The sequence below is a fragment of the Pseudomonas sp. SST3 genome (assembly GCF_003325755.1).
In genome coordinates, this window is the sequence record NZ_QORI02000006.1 from 37,627 (window position 1) to 57,464 (window position 19,838).

The 19,838-nt window shown below is 60.1% G+C and carries 14 protein-coding genes; 8 read left to right on the forward strand and 6 right to left on the reverse strand.

The window, feature by feature from the left end; translation table 11 throughout:
* The first annotated feature begins 239 nt into the window (after positions 1–239).
* Positions 240–1,706, forward strand: a complete 1,467-nt coding sequence (locus DQ405_RS07755; RefSeq protein WP_168423660.1) for a lipid II flippase MurJ — start codon at positions 240–242, stop codon at positions 1,704–1,706.
* Between the two features lie 112 nt (positions 1,707–1,818).
* On the opposite strand, the gene DQ405_RS07760 is transcribed toward DQ405_RS07755, so the two are convergent.
* The 6 genes from DQ405_RS07760 to DQ405_RS07785 all read right to left on the reverse strand — a co-directional run bounded on the left by DQ405_RS07760 (position 1,819) and on the right by DQ405_RS07785 (position 11,810).
* Complete coding sequence (locus tag DQ405_RS07760) at positions 1,819–2,994, reverse strand: NAD(P)-dependent oxidoreductase (protein ID WP_168423823.1); 1,176 nt, start codon at positions 2,992–2,994, stop codon at positions 1,819–1,821.
* A gap of 307 nt (positions 2,995–3,301) precedes the next feature.
* The gene (tpx, locus tag DQ405_RS07765) at positions 3,302–3,802 is read right to left on the reverse strand and encodes a thiol peroxidase (RefSeq protein WP_168423661.1); all 501 of its coding nucleotides are present in this window, start codon (positions 3,800–3,802) and stop codon (positions 3,302–3,304) included.
* Between the two features lie 52 nt (positions 3,803–3,854).
* A complete protein-coding gene (locus tag DQ405_RS07770; protein WP_168423662.1) occupies positions 3,855–5,207 on the reverse strand; it encodes an alanine/glycine:cation symporter family protein in 1,353 nt (450 codons plus the stop codon).
* Between the two features lie 402 nt (positions 5,208–5,609).
* Entirely contained in the window at positions 5,610–9,302 is a 3,693-nt protein-coding gene (locus tag DQ405_RS07775; RefSeq protein WP_241729868.1) for a translocation/assembly module TamB domain-containing protein, read from the reverse strand.
* Complete coding sequence (locus tag DQ405_RS07780) at positions 9,299–10,969, reverse strand: autotransporter assembly complex protein TamA (protein WP_241729880.1); 1,671 nt, start codon at positions 10,967–10,969, stop codon at positions 9,299–9,301. Before DQ405_RS07780 ends, DQ405_RS07775 begins: the two co-directional genes overlap by 4 nt.
* A 202-nt stretch (positions 10,970–11,171) precedes the next feature.
* Complete coding sequence (locus DQ405_RS07785) at positions 11,172–11,810, reverse strand: GNAT family N-acetyltransferase (RefSeq protein WP_168423664.1); 639 nt, start codon at positions 11,808–11,810, stop codon at positions 11,172–11,174.
* Between the two features lie 165 nt (positions 11,811–11,975).
* On the opposite strand from DQ405_RS07785, the gene xthA reads away from it, so the two are divergent.
* The 7 genes from xthA (at position 11,976) to DQ405_RS07820 (ending at position 19,810) form a co-directional block, all read left to right on the forward strand.
* Positions 11,976–12,788 (forward strand): exodeoxyribonuclease III, encoded by an 813-nt coding sequence (gene xthA / locus DQ405_RS07790; RefSeq protein WP_168423665.1) that lies wholly within the window; start codon positions 11,976–11,978, stop codon positions 12,786–12,788.
* 155 nt (positions 12,789–12,943) lie between these two features.
* The gene (locus tag DQ405_RS07795; RefSeq protein WP_168423666.1) at positions 12,944–14,317 is read left to right on the forward strand and encodes a substrate-binding domain-containing protein; all 1,374 of its coding nucleotides are present in this window, start codon (positions 12,944–12,946) and stop codon (positions 14,315–14,317) included.
* Positions 14,318–14,425: 108 nt separating this feature from the next.
* Positions 14,426–15,361 (forward strand): carbohydrate kinase family protein, encoded by a 936-nt coding sequence (locus DQ405_RS07800; RefSeq protein WP_168423667.1) that lies wholly within the window; start codon positions 14,426–14,428, stop codon positions 15,359–15,361.
* A gap of 64 nt (positions 15,362–15,425) precedes the next feature.
* Positions 15,426–16,331 carry an AraC family transcriptional regulator gene (locus tag DQ405_RS07805; protein ID WP_168423668.1) on the forward strand — a complete coding sequence of 302 codons (906 nt, stop codon included), beginning with the start codon at positions 15,426–15,428 and terminating at the stop codon, positions 16,329–16,331.
* A gap of 299 nt (positions 16,332–16,630) precedes the next feature.
* Complete coding sequence (locus tag DQ405_RS07810) at positions 16,631–17,938, forward strand: ABC transporter substrate-binding protein (protein WP_168423669.1); 1,308 nt, start codon at positions 16,631–16,633, stop codon at positions 17,936–17,938.
* 218 nt (positions 17,939–18,156) lie between these two features.
* Positions 18,157–18,966 (forward strand): carbohydrate ABC transporter permease, encoded by an 810-nt coding sequence (locus DQ405_RS07815; protein WP_446730871.1) that lies wholly within the window; start codon positions 18,157–18,159, stop codon positions 18,964–18,966.
* 10 nt (positions 18,967–18,976) lie between these two features.
* Positions 18,977–19,810, forward strand: coding sequence for a carbohydrate ABC transporter permease (locus DQ405_RS07820; protein WP_168423671.1), 834 nt, complete (start codon positions 18,977–18,979; stop codon positions 19,808–19,810).
* Positions 19,811–19,838 lie beyond the last annotated feature (28 nt).

The following is a 19,838-nucleotide window of genomic DNA, read 5'->3' on the forward strand; positions in this document are numbered from 1 at the left end:
GAGCGTGAACCATAAGCAGTCGCGCTGCGCTCGCAAAGGAGATTTACGGCATTTTTACGTATCCGGGCTTGTCGCCGTACAAAGCGACCCGACAAACATACCGATCCAGGCGCAGGAACCATGCTTGAGCCGTCCAGTCTATGTAAGGTTCCCGAGTCGCCAACACGCTACCTGCACGCTCGGTGCGATATGTCTCTATTTGCCAGGCCACCCGATAATGGCCTGTACAGGATCAAGGAATGAACGCAACACTGGTCATCCTGGCGCTGACTGTCGCCAGCTTTCTTCTCGGTTTTCTACGCGACCTGTTCATTGCCAAGGCCTTCGGCCTCAGTTGGGAAGCGGACCTGATCTTCGTCGCGCTGATCCTGCCGATGTTCTTCGAAAACTTTCTTGGCCTCGCTCTGCGCGATGCGATGATTCCCTACCTGCAGAAGCTGCGCAGCCAATCCGAAGCCCTGTTCAAAAGCATCAGCCGCTGGCTCTACTGGCGTGTGATGGCGATGGGGACTGCCGTAAGCGTCATCGCCATCATCGCAAGTTACTGGATTCTCAATCTGCTCGCGCCCGGCTGGACGGATGCCCAAGTTACCTCTGGGCAGATCGTATTCTGCGTGGGCGCCGTGCTGGTCGCCGTTCAGGCCGTTCTGTATTGTCAGGGTGCGCTGCTCAATATGGACGAAGTCTTCATCCTGCCAATGACGCGAACGGTACTGCTCAACGCAGGCGCTATCGTCGGGATCCTATTGTTCCAACCAACCGGCATGGTGATCTTCATTGGCATGCTGCTGCCCCAGCTGGCGCTGATCCTGGTGCAACACCGGCGGATCGTCTATCTGCGTGGACCCAAAAAAATCGAAACGACGGATCACCCTGGCGGCTTTGGCCTCGCATTCGCGCCGGTCTTGCTGGCTGCCGGAGCACAACAGGGCTGTATTCTTGCCGAGAGGATGTTCGCGTCCTTCCTGGATGAAGGCAGCATCACCATGCTGTCCTTTGCGTTTCGTATCGTCACGATCCCGCTCACGCTCTACGCATTGTCAGTGTTGTCGGTGCTCTTCCCCCGCTTCGTCTCCAGCTGGAGCGATGAAGATTTCGATGGTCATGCCGCCGTGATACGCAAGGGCCTGCTGGCAACGCTGCTGTTCCTGGTCCCAGCCACTGTGGTGCTTTGTTCATTTCCGCAAACCGTGGTGTCGGTGTTGCTCGAGCGAGGACAATTCGGTGCACCACAAACGGATGCGACGGCCTCCTTGGTCGTCCTTTATGCACTCGGTCTTCCAGCGATGGGCTTGGCGCTGCTTTGGGGACGCGCCCTGCTAGCCCAGCATCAGTCGCGGCTGTTTTTGGCGATTACGCTGATCAGCTCCGCGCTTACGGTCAGTCTGGACGCTTTGCTCTATGGCGCCTATGGCGCCGAAGGGCTGGCATTTGCGTTCGCCAGCGGTGCGACCCTGCAGGCGCTGTTCATGGGGTTGTATGTCTATCGCGCGTCGCCGACGGGTCTGGCTCCGGGCGTTCTCCTGCGCTGGATCACCACCGCCGCTGCCGTAGCCATCGCACTGCACTGGTTGCCTGCACCGCACGGGTTGCTGCAGTTGTGTCTGTATATCGCGCTAGTGCTGTGTGCCTTCGCTGCGGGCGTAGTGCTGCTGGGCGAACGGGACCTGTTCAAACCGGCCTACTGGTCGATGAAAAAGGCCTGACGACAACCGCTGAGCTTGCCGCATCAGGACTAACGCTATAAAAAACCCGCCGTAAGCGGGGTTCATGAATCGATTCAAGGCCGCATCAGCGGCCTTGTCGTCTGCGCATAGCTCAGCCGCCTACTGCAACCATCCCAATGGGCGCCAGACCCGCTGTGGGTGTCTGCGCTGTAGCGACAGCCCGCTCAGAGCGCTGCTGCATGACGATATCCAGTGCACGGCTTGGCAGAATGTCGACGTCATCGAAGGTGATCAACTGTCCAGGCTCGACCGCTCGCTTGAGTGCAGTCTTACGCAACAACCCGATCGGCACGTGATTGGGATTTTCGTCAAGTTTTACCGCCTCGCCACGAAACTGGAATCCACCGATGCCGCGCTCGATCAATTCACCCGCCCGCATGGCCCGCTTGGCGATCGCAGCCACGCCAAGGGTCGGCGCAGTTGAGTTGTTCAACAGCACGCCACCGCCATTGAGTACGCGGCGCACGGTCTTGCCGACCTCGAGCGAGCAAAGATGGAATGGGCGCACCAGCGTGTAGTAGGGCCCTGGGCCAAGTTTGAAATACTCGATCGCCGCCCGCTGACTGTCGTCATGTCGACAGACCAGAAACACGCCCCCGGCTGGATAGCCGGACGGAATGACGTAATCGACAAATGGCTGGCCGAGGCGCTCGGCCATCATGCCCAACAGATTTCCGGTTTCGGTCAGGTTGGTCGAGGCCAGGCCCTCCAGGCCCTGCCTGGTAATGCTTGCACCCAGACCATTCCCCACGATCACCTGCTCGATCTGCACTTTGGTGCCGTCAGTGAACGAAGTCGTCTGCTCAATGCTGATACCTTGACGCTTTGCCCAGTAGCTCATGTCTTCTGGCGATGGGTCGTGATTCAGATAACCCTTCATGTTGCCGTATACCAGCGGTTTGAAGCCCATCATGATGGCCTCTTCATGCAGCGCCGCCAACGAACCCGGCTGGTCGCCCTCGGCCTCGGTAAGGAAGCCTTTGCCCGCCAGATAAGAACCCGTGGTGACTTGCAGTTCGGCATTGACGGTCACCACCGGCAGTCCGGCCTCGAACGCACGCTCGATGACTTCGGTGCCATGGAAGACGTCGCCACTGCATTCGACGATCAGGTCTGCATCGTCGACCAGATGGTCTATGGAGTTGGTGAGACGATCAGCCAGCGGAAAATTGCTGAAGGAGTTCAGCGGACGACGGGTCAGTACGCGGGAAACTTCCAGATCCTTGTAGTGTTCCTTGATCAGCCGAATGAAACAATGGGCGATCATTCCTGTGCCGGATACACCGATCTTCTTCTTGGTATGCGAGGTAGACATAAGCGAATCCATTCAATTGGCAACGAATGCTCTGACCGCAGCGACCGGAAAAGATTTTGTAAGCAAATAAAAAATCTGGCCTAACGCTATCGCCTGATGCGGCTGGTTTATGGGCGTGCGGTATTCAAAGCTAAGCGTTAGCTGAGAATTTCGGCCAATTGATTAATGGCCGAGGGAAGGGATCAGCAGGCTGTGTTTTTGTCGCCAGATATACGGAGAGAAAGAAGCGGCATTGCACCGCTTCCTATCGAAGACTGGATTAATTGAGGGCTGCGATCGCTGTCTCGTAGTTCGGCTCGGCTCCGATCTCGGCGACTAGCTCGCTGTGCAGCACCTGATCCTGTTCGTCCAAGACCACGACGGCGCGTGCGGATACGCCGGCGAGCGGACCGGTAGAGATCAGTACGCCATATTCTTCAAGGAACTCGCGGCCTCGCATCGTGGACAGGTTGATTACATTGTCCAGCCCCTCAGCACCACAGAAGCGCTTCTGGGCGAACGGCAGGTCCGCGGAGATGCACAGCACGACGGTGTTCGCCAGGTCATTGGCCTGAGCATTGAACTTGCGCACCGAGGTGGCGCAAGTCGGCGTATCGATGCTCGGAAAGATATTCAAAACCTTACGTTTGCCAGCGAAGCTGCTCAGCGCGACATCAGCCAGATCACCGCCCACCAGGCTGAACGGCTTGGCTTTCTGCCCGGCTTGAGGGAAAGCGCCGGCGACCTGGATCGGGTTGCCTTTGAGGGTTACTTCAGTCATTTCGACTCCTTAACGGTTCGTGGGCCGCGAGAGTGTTCGCGGCCCGGTTTGATTACGCAGCCTGGGTGCGCGCAAAGTATTCCTTGGTCAGTTTGACCACGACCGGACTCAGCAGAATCAGTGAAATCAGGTTGGGAATCGCCATCAGACCATTGAGGGTATCCGCCAGCAGCCAGGCGAAGTCCAGTTGGGCAATCGCCCCGAATGGCACAGCCAGGACCCAGATGACGCGGAACGGCCAGATTGCTCGGGTACCGACCATGAACTCCCAGCACTTCTCACCGAAATAGCTCCAGCCGAGAATGGTGGTGAAGGCGAAGACCACCAGGGCGATCGTCAGCACGGCGCCACCGAAACCTGGCATGGCCGACTCGAATGCAGCGGCAGACAGAGCCGCCCCGCTTTCGCCTCCAGTCCAGACGCCAGAGCAGATGATGGCCAGCCCGGTGATGGTGCAGATGATGAGGGTGTCGATGAAGGTCCCCATCATCCCGATCATTCCCGAACGCACCGAACTTTTGGTGGTGCCGGCGGCCTGAGCGATACCGGCGGTCCCCAACCCCGCCTCGTTGGAAAAGATGCCGCGCGCAACACCGAAGCGGATCGCGGCCATCACCGCCGCACCGGCAAAGCCGCCCGTAGCCGCGATGGGCGAGAAGGCATGGGTGAAGATCAGGTCGAACGCGGTCGGGATCTGCTCGGCATGTACCACCAGTACCGTGATGCCGGCGATGATGTAGGCCACGCACATGAACGGCACCAGTGCCGCTGCGACCTTGCCGATACGTTTAATGCCGCCCAGTATCACCAGGCCGACGAGGACCATCGCCACTAAGCCGGTCAGCCACAGCGGCACCGCAAAGGTAGCTTCCAGCGCGAGCGCCATGCTGTTTACCTGCACCATGTTGCCGATGCCGAAACCGGCGAGGCCGCCGAAAATCGCAAAGGCGCCGCCGAGCCACAGCCAACGCTTATGCAGGCCGTTTTTGATTGCATACATCGGTCCGCCAACGTGCTCGCCGCGATCATCCTTCTCGCGGTAATGCACCGCCAGAACCACCTCGCAGTATTTGGTGGCCATGCCCACCAGCGCCGTGCACCACATCCAGAACAGCGCGCCGGGGCCACCCAGGAAGATAGCCGTGGCGACGCCGGCAATGTTCCCCGTACCCACCGTTGCCGCAAGGCTGGTCATCAGGGCCTGGAATGGGGTGATTTCCCCTGTTTCCTCATCGCCTTTAACGCGTCCGCGCCAGATTAGTGCGAAGCCGGTACCAATGCGCAGCAGCGGCATGAACTTGAGCATTACCATCAGGAAGAGACCGGTGCCCAGGATCAGCACCAGCATGGGTGGTCCCCACACGAGACCGTTAACGCTATTGACCAGGTTTTGCAGGAATTCCATTCAAGGCACCCTTATTAATTATGTTAGACATCCTTGCCCGAGCGGCCCGCGCCGAGGCGGAATCAAAACGCAGCGCTAGCGGCTGCCTTCTCTTCCCCCGTCGAAACGACTCGGTAAAAACCCCGACTTCAATGTGCTGGGCGTTACCGGCAACGTGCAAAACCCATGCAAGGGCCTCGCGTCAGCCGCTACGCAAGGAGCGACCGAGCGATCCTACCACCACCATGAGCACTTGGCGCCACACCGTTTGCCTGCACGCTTACGGCCGTTTAGCGACCAATTGGTCACTGAACGAACTGACCCCAGGTTGCCGGTTACGTAAACCCCGTCAGCGTAGCCTAGCGCTGCAACAGTGCCAGTGATTTCGAAGGTTTTTTTGATCGCTTCGGATGCACGGCGAACTTAGAAGTCGCGCCGATAGAAAATGTCGAGCGAGCTGGCCAGCCCGCTCGCGGCCTCGAGAAAAATCCGCTTGGTCAGCTGATAACGCAGAGCCACGGTATTGGCCGATTCGAACACGCCGACGCCGTAGCGAAGCGTCAGACGGTCGGTGAGACGCCCGCTGGCGACGACGCTGGTTTCATCGCCACGACCTTCGGTGTCTAGCTGAAAATCCTGAATGCCCAGACGCTGCGCAACATTGCCGGTGATCGACGAGCTGCCAGCAAGGCCAAGTCCCAAGGCAGCCTGGGCCAGCAGGTTGTTGTCACCGGAGTCAGCCCCTAGTGGCCGCCCAAGTACCAGGTATGACAAGGCCTGCTCTTGGCTCATGGCCGGTTCGGCGAAGACGTCGACTCTCGGTTGCTCGGCACTGCCAGTGATACGCAGACCGGCAATGACATTGTCCGACTCGATCCGTCGTATGGCTTCGATGTTGAGGAACGGCTGGGTCAGCACACCGGTGAACAGCAGCTGGGCACGGCGAATGGTCAGCCGCTGACCATAAGCCCGATACCGACCATTGTTGAGATTGAGCTCTCCTCGGGCGTCGAAGTCATCGCCGATGTGCAGATAGCCCTCCAGGTCGGCGGTGAGGCCGAAGCCCGAGAATCGCAGACGATCCTGCCCCACCTCGACATCTATATCCATGCGAATGGCCAGCGGTGTCTGTGCTTCTTTAGACTCCTCGCCAATAATCACCGCATCTTCGGAGACCCTAACGGTAGAGGGCGGCAATTCGCGGACGGTTATGTCGCCACGCGGCACGCGCACCTTGCCGCTCACGGCCAACTGATCACCCGCCAGCTCCAGCCGCAGATCCGGCCCGACCTCCAGCTCGGCATAGGGCTCGACAATGACCGGAAGGCGGCTGCCGCTCACACGCAAGTCCAGGTCCAACGCATCACCCCAATCCAGCGTACCGGCAATCTCCCCTTGCCCCTGCTCACCGCTGCGCCAGTCGCCGTCGACGCGCATGCGTTCGCCCTCGATGACGGCGCGAACCTGAAGCTGTTCAAAGCTCACCGGCAGCTCGCTGCCGGCAATTTCGGCATCGCTCAGTACCAGCTCGCCGTTGATTTTCGGCTGCTGCAGGCTGCCGGACAACTCGCCATGACCGTTCAGTTGCCCGTCCAGCCGCTCAACCTGAGCGACAAAAGGCCTGGCCACGGAGAGATCGAAGTCGCTCAGACGGAACGCACCGGAGATGGCCTTAACCTCGGTACTCGGGTCGACTTCCAGGCGCACGTCGAGCTCACCCAGCTCGCCGCCCTCGAAACGCAAGTGGCTGTCGACCCGCTGCGGTGTCAGCTCACTGTTCAGCGCCAAGGTCGAGTACGGAAAATCCAGCCATCGCTCACCGTCACGCACGCGCAGCGTACCTGGGCCCGCATCGACCCGAATGGTCCCGCTGGGCCCAGCGTTCGGCAAATCGAGCGAAAGGTCGGCGTTGACCTCGCCCTGCCAGATCAGATTGTCGGGTAAATAACTGGCGAGAGATTCCAGCGGGAAATCCCGCAGTCGATAACGCAAGCGCGGGTCCGGCAGGAGCCGCTGATCTTCAGCGCATAGCGTGGCGGGACCGGAGGCCCAACAATGCGCGTCCAAGGTGACTCGACCACTGGCCAGCCGCTCCAACGCAGCCGGCTGCTGTAGCGCCCATTGCTGTCCCTTGGCGTCCAGCTCGGCCTGCAGCAGACGGCCTCGCCAATTTTCACCGCGCAGCCCACCGTCCAGCGCTAGGGACAGATCCAGCAGCGGACCTTGCAGGCTCAGATTGGCTTCATGTGCCTGCCGCGTCCCGTCGGCCTCTATGTGCAATCGGCCCAGATCGGTATCGCCTGTCTGCAACTCATCAGCGGTGAGCCGCAGTTGGCCGCGCTCACCCGCTTCGAGTTTTGCCGCGAGTTGCAAACGCTCCACGCGGTTGTCCTGAAATGCGACATCACTGCCTTCGAGCGCCAATTCGCCCTGTGGGGCTTGGGGTGTACCGGCCAGGGCGAGATTGCCAACCAATCGGCCTTTCAGATCAGGCCAGAGCTGCCCCAACCGTTCCAGCTCCAGATTAAGGCTGGCCCTCAGCGTTTCAGCCCAACGTCCGCTGCCCTGGACTCGGTTGTCACCGAGACGCAGATCCAGGTTCGGGACATCCCAGGCCGCATCTTGCCCGCTTGCCTCCAGCTCAAGACTCAGCGGCTGCTTGCGTAATGTGCCATCGAGGTTCAGGCGCGCCTCGGCCTGCAACTGCTCGTCGCGCATGGCACCACGGCTGCTAAGGCTACCCCCTAGTTGGCCGGGCAGTTCCGCGACCCAGTAGGACGGGTCGAATTCGCTCAGATTCAGACTGGTATTCCAGTCGATGCCATTGGCGAAGCCAACACTGAGATTACCTGCGGCCCTGCCCTGTCCGGCGCGCAACTCCAGCTGCGGCAGATGCACCACCTCAAGGTCGCCGCTGACGGGGCTCTGCAAAGTAAAGTCACCGGATGGCCCGGTCAGCGCCGCGTCGAAGTTGCCCAGATAGCCGCCATCGTCATACTGCACTTGGGCATTCAACGTGCGTAGTGCCACGGGCGGCTCGTCCACGTCCGGGTACAACCGGCGCCAGGGGAAATCGCGCCACGCCAGTTCCGCTTCGCCCTTCAATCCGTCCTGCCAGCTGGCCTGCCCGCTGAGGTTGATCCGCTGGTTCTCTCCAGCGTCCAGCAGCAGCGTTTCAATCCGAGCCTGCTTGGGGTCGAGCACCGCATCCAGAGTAAAACCGACTGCGCCGCCCTCGCCTTGCAGGCTGCCCTCACCGTTCAGCTGATAGCCACGCTCCAGATCACCGTCAGCGCTCAGTTCCAGGGAATCCAATCGCAACGCATCAGGCAACGCTGCGGCTGCCTTGAAACGCTCCACCACTAACACGAGATTCGCCGGAAGCTCCGGTTCAAGTGGGCGTATCCGGCCACCGAGCTTGGCGTCGAGATAGCCCTGGCTTTCGATATTCAGCATCAGGTGCTCACGCAGCTCACCATCCACGGCAATATCCAGCGCCCAGGGCTGCCCATCCGGAGATCGTAGCGCTGCAGTGCCGGCCAGCATCAGCGGCCAGTCTCCGCTTGGCTGCAGGCGTCCGGTCATTTCCAGCAAAAGGTCTTCGCGGCGCAGTTGCAGCACCTTAATATTCAACCCGTCCTTGCGCCAGTCTGCGCGCAGTTGCAGGCGTTGGAGCTGCTCGACATCGTTCAGTCGGAGGCTACCAATCTCAACCCGCTCGACGCGTAACTCCAGCGGCAACTTGAGTTCGGGCAGGCTGAACGGCTCGCTCGGCGCGCCATCGTCAGGGGCCGGCGGAAAGTGCAGCTCAATGTCACCGGCAACCAGCTCCTCAATGCAAAGCGTCATGCGCAACAGGCACAGCGGCGACCACGCCATCTGCGGAGTTTCCACCTCGACGCGGCTGCCGTCCTGCTCCCACGTCAGCCGTTGCGCCTGCCAGCTACCGCCGAGACGACCGCGGAACTGTTCGACCTGCACGCCTGGAGTCTTGCTCAGGGCCCAGCGGCTGCCCGAGGTTGTGCCCAGTACCGCCCCGACGGCCAGGACGAGCAGCAGCACCAGGCTCAGCAGGCCAAACAGCAACCAGCCGGTGATCTTCGCCGTACGCTTCAAAGCTCCGGCCCCATGGAGAAATGCAGCCGCACGCCGCCCTCCCCATCCAGAGGATGTGCCAGGTCAACGCGAATCGGCCCAACCGGCGAAACCCAGCGAACACCCAGGCCGACGCTGCTCTTCAGTGACGGCAGTTCCAGCGAGTTGAAGGCATTGCCCTGATCGACGAAAGTCGCCACTCGCCATTTGTCCGTCAGCGAGTACTGGTATTCGGCACTGACCGCCAACTGATAACGGCCACCAATCTTGTCGCCATCCGAATTGGTCGGTGACAGGCTCTGATAGTCGTAACCACGCACGCTCTGATCGCCACCGGCGAAGTAGCGCAGGGACGGCGGTACGTTGGTGTATTCGTTGGTCCAGTTTCCGCCGACCGCAACGCGGCCCAGAAAGCGATGGCGTCCGGCAAGGGTGATCAAACCCTTGATTGTCGTGTTGGCATGGATCAGATCGGCATCGGACAAAAGGCCCTCCTTGGCCGCTGCCAGTTCGAATTCAAGGCGGTAGCCACGGCTGGGATCGATGCGGCTGTCGCTGCGCAGATAGCTGTAGGCAACACCGGGCATCAGCAGCGTGCTGACACCGGAATCATCACCGAGCTCGTACTGTTCGTGACGCCATTTCAGCGCCCAGACCCTCTGCCAACCACTGGGCAACTTGCGATGCCATTCGGGGCCGACCGTCAGCAACCGGCTCAGGCTATCGTTATCGCCCAGCTCTTCGTATTGATAACCGGCGGCATAGCGCAGCTTGTCGGTCAATGGCGGATCCAGCGGCACGTCGTACCAGAGCCCGACGTTCTGGCGCGGCGCGGACAGCTCGGTTTCGATGCCGTAGCTGTGTCCCTGCGGGTTGACCCAGTGACGACGAAAATCCAACCGCAAGCGCGGACCGACATCCGTGGAATAACCGAGGCCGAGACCGAGGGTTCTGGGTTCACGTGTGGTCAGCTGCACCGCGACCGGAATGCGTTGCTGTTCGGCATTCGCCGGGTTGGCATCGACCCGCACCCCTTCGAAGTAGCCGCTGGACTGCATCGCCTGGTTGAGATCGGCCACGAGCTCCGAGTCATAGGGCGTGCCCGCTTCGAACGGCACCATACGCGTCAGCAAATCCGGATCGAAGGGCGAGTCGCCATCGAAACGCACGTCTCCCAGCACATATCGCGGGCCGCTTTGGAATATCAGTTCGACATCGGCCGCATTGGCGGCGGGATCGATGGCTAGTCGCTGCTGCTTGAAGCGACCATCAAAGAACCCGTAGCGCGAGGCCTGATTGAGGATTTGCTGCTTGACCTGTTCATACTGGCCGTGATTGAGCACTTCGCCGGCCTTGAGCGTATTACGGGGCACGCGAAAGGCGCGCAGATCAGCGGCCGGGCCGTCCACACGCACGGTGATATTGCGCAACCGGACCGGCTCACCGGGCTCGATACGCAGGGTCAGCCGCGGGTTCTCGCCGCCGCTGACTCCGGATTCGATTTCACCGTTGTAATAGCCCAGAGCCTGCAGCGCCTTCTCCGCCTGTTCCTGGGCGATGCGGCTATAACGCAGCAGTTCTTGCTCGTTACGGTCACCGAGATCGCCGATGTAGTTCTCGACGTTTTCGCGTAGCGCACGGTTGGATGGCTCGACGTTAACGTCGAGTTCCGCTGAATAGACGCCCATCGAGACGAACACGGCAAGGCCGGCCGGAACGATTCGACCCAAGTGAGATATGAGCATGGCGAGCGATGCTAGCACGACCCGCACCGATGCTCGGGTTGGCATCGATGCCTGTAGCGCAACGCGTTTGGCAACAGGCGGGAGCATTGAAACACTTCGTCAGACGTCCATCCGTAGGACTGTCTGTGACCGCTAAAATTCGCCGTTAACCGCTATTGGCTTCGACCTCGCGCGGAGCAGGATGGAAGAACACATGTTCCAGCACCGGGCCGATAGCCACTTGGCCGATCTCCTGATAGCCCTGCCGCTCGTAGAAGTGCAGGTAGCGGGAATTGCCGGTGTCGATGACCAGCCCCTGCGAGGTGGTGTCTGCGGCACACCAGTTGTGCAGAGCTTCAAGGAGCTGCTCGCCATAATGCTGCCCTTGAAACTGCGGGTGAACCGCCATCAGCGGCAACACATGAAAGGAGCCCGGCGGCAGACAGCCCAGTACTGCTGCGTGGTAGTCGAGATAGCGGCGCGTGCAGCGAAAGCCGGCCGTCAGCAACATGCGCATGCGCCAGGCCCAGCTCTCGGTAATGTCGAGACGCCGCTGAGGCGGGGCGATCAAGGCAACGGCAATCAGTCGGTCATCGACCAGCAGTCCCAGGGCGGGCTGGTCCTGTAGCAGGTGCTGGTTGACCAATTCCCGCACCGTTGCGCGTACTCGCTGGTCGTAACCGGGCCTGTCGGATTCGAACAGATAAGCGAAGGTCGGTTCGTGTCGATAGGCGTTGTACAGAAGCGAGCGCGCTTCCCTGGCATAACCACTGTCCAGCATTCGTACTTCAGCAGGCATCGGCATGGTGATTCTCTTTTTGACCTTTGTTGTAATAGAGCGCTGATTTCACGTTAGCACCCGCATCGCAGTCATGCTGCGTCTACCTGGGTTATTGGCAGATCGGCTGATACGGCTCGCACCGGGGGGCTCGAAGCGATTAGAATCCCGATTTTGTCGGAGCTTGAATCCATGAAGCTTGTTTCTTTTAATATCAACGGCTTACGCGCAAGACCTCATCAACTGGCTGCGATTATCGACAAGCATCAGCCAGACGTCATCGGGCTGCAGGAAACCAAGGTGGCCGACGAGCAATTTCCTCAGGCCGAGATCGAAGCCCTCGGCTATCACGTCCACTTCCATGGTCAGAAAGGTCATTACGGCGTCGCGCTGCTGTCGCGGCAGGCTCCGCTGGAAATCCACAAGGGCTTTCCCGGCGACGGCGAGGAATCGCAAAAGCGGTTCATCTGGGGCCGCTTCGCCGACGGCGACGGCCAGCCGGTGACGGTCATGAACGGCTACTTTCCACAAGGCGAAAGCCGCATCCACCCCACCAAATTTCCCGCTAAAACCAAGTTCTACGCCGATTTGCAGGCCCTGCTCGAACAGCGCTTCACGCCCGATCAGTCGGTTGCGGTAATGGGTGATTTCAACATTTCCCCAGAAGACTGCGACATTGGCATCGGTGAGGTGAACGCCAAGCGCTGGCTGCGCACCGGCAAATGCAGCTTCCTGCCGGAAGAGCGCGAATGGCTGGCGCGGTTGAAGAGCTGGGGCCTGCAGGACAGCTTCCGTACGCTCAATCCGGAGGTCGCTGACCGCTTCAGTTGGTTCGACTACCGCAGCCGTGGTTTCGAGGACGACCCGCGCCGGGGCCTGCGCATCGATCTGATCCTCACCACCAGCGGCCTGCATGACCGCGTCACCGACTGCGGTGTCGATTACGACATCCGCAGCATGGAAAAACCGTCTGACCATTGCCCTGTGTGGATTGCACTGAGTTGACCGTCGCCAACGCGGCCTCACAACCGCGCGCGACTTCCAAGCCTCATGATGAAGCGTGACACGAGGCTCATACCGGAAAGGTCCTGGTCGACCGTCACATAACGGTAAACAAAGCGTCTTAATCTCCCCGCTTCTTTGAAAGGGAGAGTCGCTGCATGGCATTTTCTGCGTCCTCACGCACCATAGGGAAACGGGTGCTGTGCCTGGCACTTCTCGTCCTGTTCAGCACCGGTCCGATTTCCGTGAGTGGCGCCACGCCAGCGCTCCCAGCAGACCGCAGCCCGGTACTGCGCATACACGGGTCGAACACAGTGGGCGCGAAGCTGGCGCCGATGCTGATCGCCGGACTGTTCGAAGCGCAGGGATTAAGTTCGGTACGGATCGCCCCGGCTGGACGCGAGAACGAGCAGCGCATCAGCGCCATCGATGATGCCGGTCGCACAATCCATGCGCTGGTTGCGGCTCATGGTACGGGGACCGGCTTTGCCGGGCTGAAAGACGGGTCCGCCGATCTCGCAGCGGCATCTCGCCCGATAAAGGACAGCGAATTCGACAGCCTTGCTGAGCTGGGCGACCTGCGCAGCGCCCGGGCCGAGCAGATCATCGCCATCGATGGCCTGGCCATCATCGTTCACCCAGACAACCGAGTTTCATCATTGACTGTCGAGCAGGTCGCCAGCCTCTTTGCCGGCGAGATTCAGAACTGGCGGGAGCTGGGCGGCGATGACCATCTGGTCGAGCTCCATGCGCGTGACGACCAGTCAGGCACCTACGATACCTTTAAGGAGTTGGTGCTCGGCAGCCAGAACAAGGCCCTCGATGGTGGCGCCACACGCTACGAATCCAACGACCAACTATCGAAAGTGGTCGGCACCCGTCCCGGTGCGATCGGGTTCGTCGGACTGGCCTCGGTCGGCAGCTCCAAAGCACTGGCAATCGCCGATGGTGACTCGCAGCCCATGCTACCTTCCACGGCGCTGGTTGCGACCGAAGATTACCCCCTGTCACGTCGCCTGTTCCTCTACGCCAACCCAAGCCAGCAATCAGACTGGACCCGCGCCTATCTCGATTTCGTCCACAGCGCCGCCGGCCAGGCGATCGTCGGAAAGTCCGGCTATATCGCCCAGGCGATCACGGCGATCAAGCTGCCGGGCCAGGCGAACATGCCGCCGCTTTACCAGGCACTATCGAACGAGGCGCAGCGACTGACAGTCAATTTCCGCTTCGCTGAAGGCAGCGCGCGCCTGGATAACAAGGCTCAGCGCGATGTGGGACGCCTGGTCGACTATCTGCAGAAAACCGGCAAAACGATGAACGCGGCAGTACTGGTGGGCTTCGGGGACGCAAAAGGTGACCCGGCGCGTACCGCATTGTTATCGAAGCTACGAGCGATGGCGGTTCGCCGGGAGCTGTCCCGTGAGGGAGTGCTCGTCAAAGATATCAATGGCTTAGGCGACAGTATTCCAGTGGCGTCTAACAGCGAAAGTGGCCGTATCAAGAACAGACGAGTCGAGATCTGGCTGTACTGAATTGCCGAGTCCGAGTGCAAGATCGTATCGGTCGCTTGCCTGCCTCGTACTGTCCCGACATGCAGCTGACGATTAAGCTCTCGGGATTTCCAGCGGCGGGAATCACCTATGTATCTGGTCTGTGGCGAAGCCCTGTTCGACATATTTGCTACCCCAGCGGGCAGCCGTCGCAACCGTTTGAATCTCGAGGCGGTTGCGGGCGGTTCACCCTTCAATGTGGCCGTCGGCCTGGCCAGGCTCGGCACCCCCTGCGCGCTGTTCGCCGGCATTTCCAACGACCACCTGGGCCAGCAGCTGCGGCAAGTACTTGATGACGAAGGGGTCGACGGCCGTTATCTGGTGACCTTCGACGCACCGACCACGCTCGCCATGGTTGCACTCGGAGCCGGTGGCGTGCCGATATACAGCTTTCGTGGTGAAGACTGTGCAGATCGCCTGCCGTGCATTGAACATCTCGCCCCGCTTGGCGAGGAGGTTCGTGGCATTCATGTCGGCTCCTATTCCTTGGTCACCACGCCGATCGCCGACACACTGCTGGCGCTGGTATGCCGGGAAAGCATTCATCGTCTGATTTTCCTGGATCCGAATATTCGCCTCAATGTCGAGCCGGATGTGCTGCGCTGGCGCAAGCGGGTCGAGGCCTTTGCCGAACACGCTCATCTGATCAAGGTCAGCGATGAAGACCTGGCGCTGCTTTATCCCGACGAAGCACCTGAATCCATCGCCCAGCGGTGGCTGAAAGAAGGTCGCGAACTCGTGCTGCTGACTCGCGGGGGCGCCGGAGCGCACCTGTTCAGTCGCCGTCATGGCGAGCTCTACGCCGCAGCCAGAGCCGTCACAGTGTGCGACACCGTCGGTGCTGGCGACACCTTCCAGGCCGCACTGCTCAGCTATCTGCACGAGAACGGAATTGACTGTCCGTCGTCTCTGGCGAAGATGGAGCTGGGTCAGCTGGAAACATTGTTGGGCTTCGCGGTGCAGGCTGCTGCGATTACCTGTTCCAGACGAGGCCCCGAACTGCCATACCGATACGAAATTGACTGAACGGTTGGCCGCAGCCTTGCGAGCGTCTATAAACCTAGAGGTGCTTAAGGACGACGGAACCTGCATGAAAGCGTTGAAGATCTCCGACCCATCATACGAACTGATGGATGATCACCACGGTAACTCACTGATCTACCGGGAGCACGGATTCCCCTGTCCGCTGGTGCGCTGGCACAACCACAAGGAATACGAGTTGCACCTGATCATTGCCAGCTCGGGCAAGGTATTCGTCGGCGACTATGTCGGCAACTTTGGCCCGGACAGCCTGTTTTTGACCGGACCGCACCTGCCGCACAACTGGATCAGTCAGGTCGATGACGGCGAGGTGGTCGCTAAACGCGACATGCTGGTGAACTTCACCGATGAGCTTTTCGAGGCGGGCCATAGCGTGTTCGCGGAGCTGCGCAGCATCACCCCCATGCTCGAGCGCTCCCGCTATGGCATCGAATTCCGCGGTCCCCATACCATTGCGCAAGCAAAACGACTGATGCAGCAGATTGCTGATAGCCGCGGCGCCACTCGACTGGGTTATTTCCTGATCATGCTCGAGCTGCTGGCTGGGTGCGACGATTATCAGCTGCTCTCCGGAGCCACTTCTGCCCAGTTGGGCGACGAGCATCACGCCGATCGCACCAACATGGCGGTGAACTATATCTTCGACAACTACATGCGCGAGCTGCCGCTGGAGGAAGTCGCCGGCCACCTGGGAATGAAGCCCACCTACTTCTCGCGTTTCTTCAAGCGAGCAACCGGGCGTTGCTATGTCGAGTTCGTCAACAGCCTGCGCATCAGCAAATCCTGCGAGCTGCTGTTGGACAACGACAAACCGGTCACGGACATCTGCTTCGAATCCGGCTTCAACAACCTCTCCAATTTCAACCGTCGCTTTCAGCAACTGAAAGGCATGACACCTTCATGTTATCGCCGCCTGGTCGAGCAACGGCTGACTGAACAGAATCTCGCCGGCTGATACGGATCGTCGCCCCCGCCCTCTCCGTTCCCAGCGTGTCGGAACAACGCAACGTTGCATACCTCTACGATGCCAGCCCCGGCAATCAGGGCCCGCGTGCGCTGTCGCGGGGCGTTGAGGCAGCTTCATGGGTGCCACCAAGCAAGTGCAAAAAAATACCAGTCGAAGTGCAGTCAGGGCTTTGTAATGCCGAAGCTCAAGGCGTTGTAATGTCCGCGAGACGCTCGTACGGCAGTATGCGAGCAACAACAAAAACAATATGCGCTTCTGTCGCCCTGGCGGTGGAAGAGGAGTTTCAGATGAAAATCGCCAAACTGCTGCTCGGCACCACCTGCATCGCTTTGATCGGAGCGACCCATGCCGCCGAAAGCCTGACCATCGCCACGGTCAACAATGCCGACATGATCCGTATGCAACGTCTTTCGAAAACCTTCGAAGAACAACATCCCAACATCGACCTCAACTGGGTCGTCCTGGAAGAAAATGTCTTGCGTCAGCGCCTGACCACGGACATCGCTACACAAGGCGGCCAATTCGACGTGCTGACGATCGGCATGTATGAAGCCTCGTTGTGGGGCGACAAGGGCTGGCTCGCCCCCATGACCGATCTGCCCGATGACTACAACCTCGACGACGTCTTTCCCTCGGTGCGTGAAGGCCTGTCGGTCGATGGCACCCTCTATGCGCTGCCGTTCTACGCAGAGAGTTCAATGACCTACTACCGCACCGATCTGTTCCAGCAGGCCGGGCTGGACATGCCGGAACATCCAACTTGGACGCAAATGGCGGAGTTTGCCGAAAAGCTGCACAAGCCAGGCGAAGAGCAATACGGCATATGCCTGCGCGGCAAAGCAGGCTGGGGCGAAAACATGGCCCTGGTCACTACCGTCGCAAACTCGTTCGGCGCGCGCTGGTTCGATGAGAAATGGCAGCCGGAATTCAACGGACCAGAGTGGGCCAAGGCAGCCAATTTCTACGTGGACCTGCTGAGCAAATTCGGCCCGCCGGGCGCGTCCAGCAACGGCTTCAATGAGAACCTCGCATTGTTCAACAGCGGCAAATGTGCCATGTGGGTCGATGCCACCGTGGCTGGCTCTTTCGTAACCGATACATCGCAAAGCAAGGTTGCGGACAAAGTCGGCTTCACCTTTGCACCGCAACAAGCTACCGATAAAGGCTCGGCATGGCTGTACTCCTGGGCGCTAGCGATCCCGACCAGCTCGCAGCAGAAAGAAGCAGCCAAGACCTTCGCCGCATGGGCCACTTCGCAGGACTATGCCGAACTGGTGGCCAAGACCGACGGCGTCACCAACGTACCGCCGGGCACTCGCGAATCGACCTACAGCGACGAATATATGGCAGCCGCTCCGTTCGCCAAGATCACCCTTGAGTCGCTGAAGCAGGCTGATCCAGCCTCACCGTCGGCCAAGCCTGTGCCCTATGTCGGCATCCAGCTGGTGACCATTCCGGAGTTCCAGGCCATCGGTACGCAGGTCGGCAAGATGTTCTCAGCTGCCCTCACCGGCCAGATGCCGGTCGAGCAGATGCTCACCGCCGTGCAGCAGTCGACCACGCGCGAAATGAAGCGCGCCGGCTATCCCAAGTAGGCATCGCCCCTTCCTAGCAGGAGGTGAACACCAGACAGGGCTCGCCCGAGCCCTCATGGCCTTCTTTCAGCCGGAGCACACCCATGGCCACCACATCCACAGCCTTGCCCAAGGCACCTCTTACCGATACGGCACGCGAGCCGAGCGAGCGGAAGCCGCGCCGGTTCGGCCCCAGCTGGTTCCTCGTCAGCCCGTCCGTTGCGCTGTTGCTGCTGTGGATGCTGGTGCCGCTGTCGATGACCGTCTACTTCTCGGTGATCCGCTATAACCTGCTCTATCCCGGCGAAAACGATTTCGTCGGGCTAGAGAACTTTCATTATTTCCTGACCGATGCCGGCTTCATGCCCGGCATGACCAACACGCTGATTCTGGTTGGCAGCGTACTGCTGATCAGCGTGGTGTTTGGCGTGCTGATTTCCGCGTTGCTGGAGGCCGCAGACTTCGCCGGTCGCGGCATCGTCCGCGTCATGCTGATCTCGCCGTTCTTCATCATGCCAACCGTCAGCGCACTGGTCTGGAAGAACCTGATTTACCACCCCGTCTCGGGGATTCTCGCCGCCGTCTGGAAGTTCTTCGGGGCACAGCCGATTGACTGGCTAGCACAACATCCGCTGGCCTCGATTGTGATCATTGTCTCCTGGCAATGGCTGCCCTTCGCCATCCTGATCCTCATGACGGCCATGCAGTCGCTCGACCAGGAGCAGAAAGAAGCCGCCCGCCTCGATGGTGCCGGCCCGATCGCGATCTTCTGGCACCTGACCTTACCCCACCTGGCACGCCCCATCGCCGTGGTGGTGATGATCGAAACCATATTCCTGCTTTCCGTATTCGCCGAGATTTTCACCACTACAAGCGGAGGCCCCGGCTACGCATCGACCAACCTTGCCTACCTGATCTACAACCAAGCGCTGCTGCAATTCGACGTCGGCATGGCATCGGCCGGCGGCCTGATCGCGGTGGTCATCGCCAACATCGCGGCGATCATCCTGGTACGGATGCTCGGCAAGAATCTCACCGAAAAATACTGAGGACAGACCGATGCTGACGCTCAAACAAAGTCGCCGCCTCAATACCCTGGTGGTCGGGCTGTTCGCGTGGGCAGTGGCGCTGCTGCTGTTCTTCCCGATCTTCTGGATGATTCTGACCAGCCTGAAGACCGAGATCGACGCTTTCGCCACGCCACCGCAGTTCATCTTTACGCCAACACTGGAGAACTATCTGCAGATCCAAGATCGCAGCGGTTACTTCAAATACGCCTGGAACTCGGTAACGATTTCCTTCGGTGCCACCGCGCTGGGCATGCTGATTGCGATCCCCGCCGCCTACTCCATGGCGTTCTACGAGACCAAGCGGACCAAGGGCACGCTACTGTGGATGCTCTCCACCAAGATGTTGCCGCCGGTGGGCGTGCTGGTGCCGATCTACCTGCTGGCCAAACAGTTCGGCCTGCTCGACAGCCGCACGGTGCTGATCGTTATCTACACACTGATCAACCTGCCGATCCTGGTCTGGATGATCTACACGTACTTCAAGGACATTCCCCGCGACATCCTCGAAGCGGCGCGAATGGATGGCGCCACCCTGATGCAGGAGATGGTTCGAGTGCTGTTGCCGATCAGCAAAGGCGGCCTCGCCTCGACCATGCTGCTGTCACTGATTTTGTGCTGGAACGAGGCGTTCTGGTCGCTGAACCTCACCTCATCAAACGCCGCACCACTGACCGCGCTGATCGCGTCCTACTCCAGTCCCGAAGGGCTGTTCTGGGCCAAGCTTTCGGCCGTTTCCACCCTCGCCTGCGCCCCCATCCTGATATTCGGCTGGATCAGCCAGAAACAGCTGGTCCGCGGCCTGTCGTTCGGCGCCGTGAAATAACGCCGCCGGCCGAAAAGAACAACAGAGG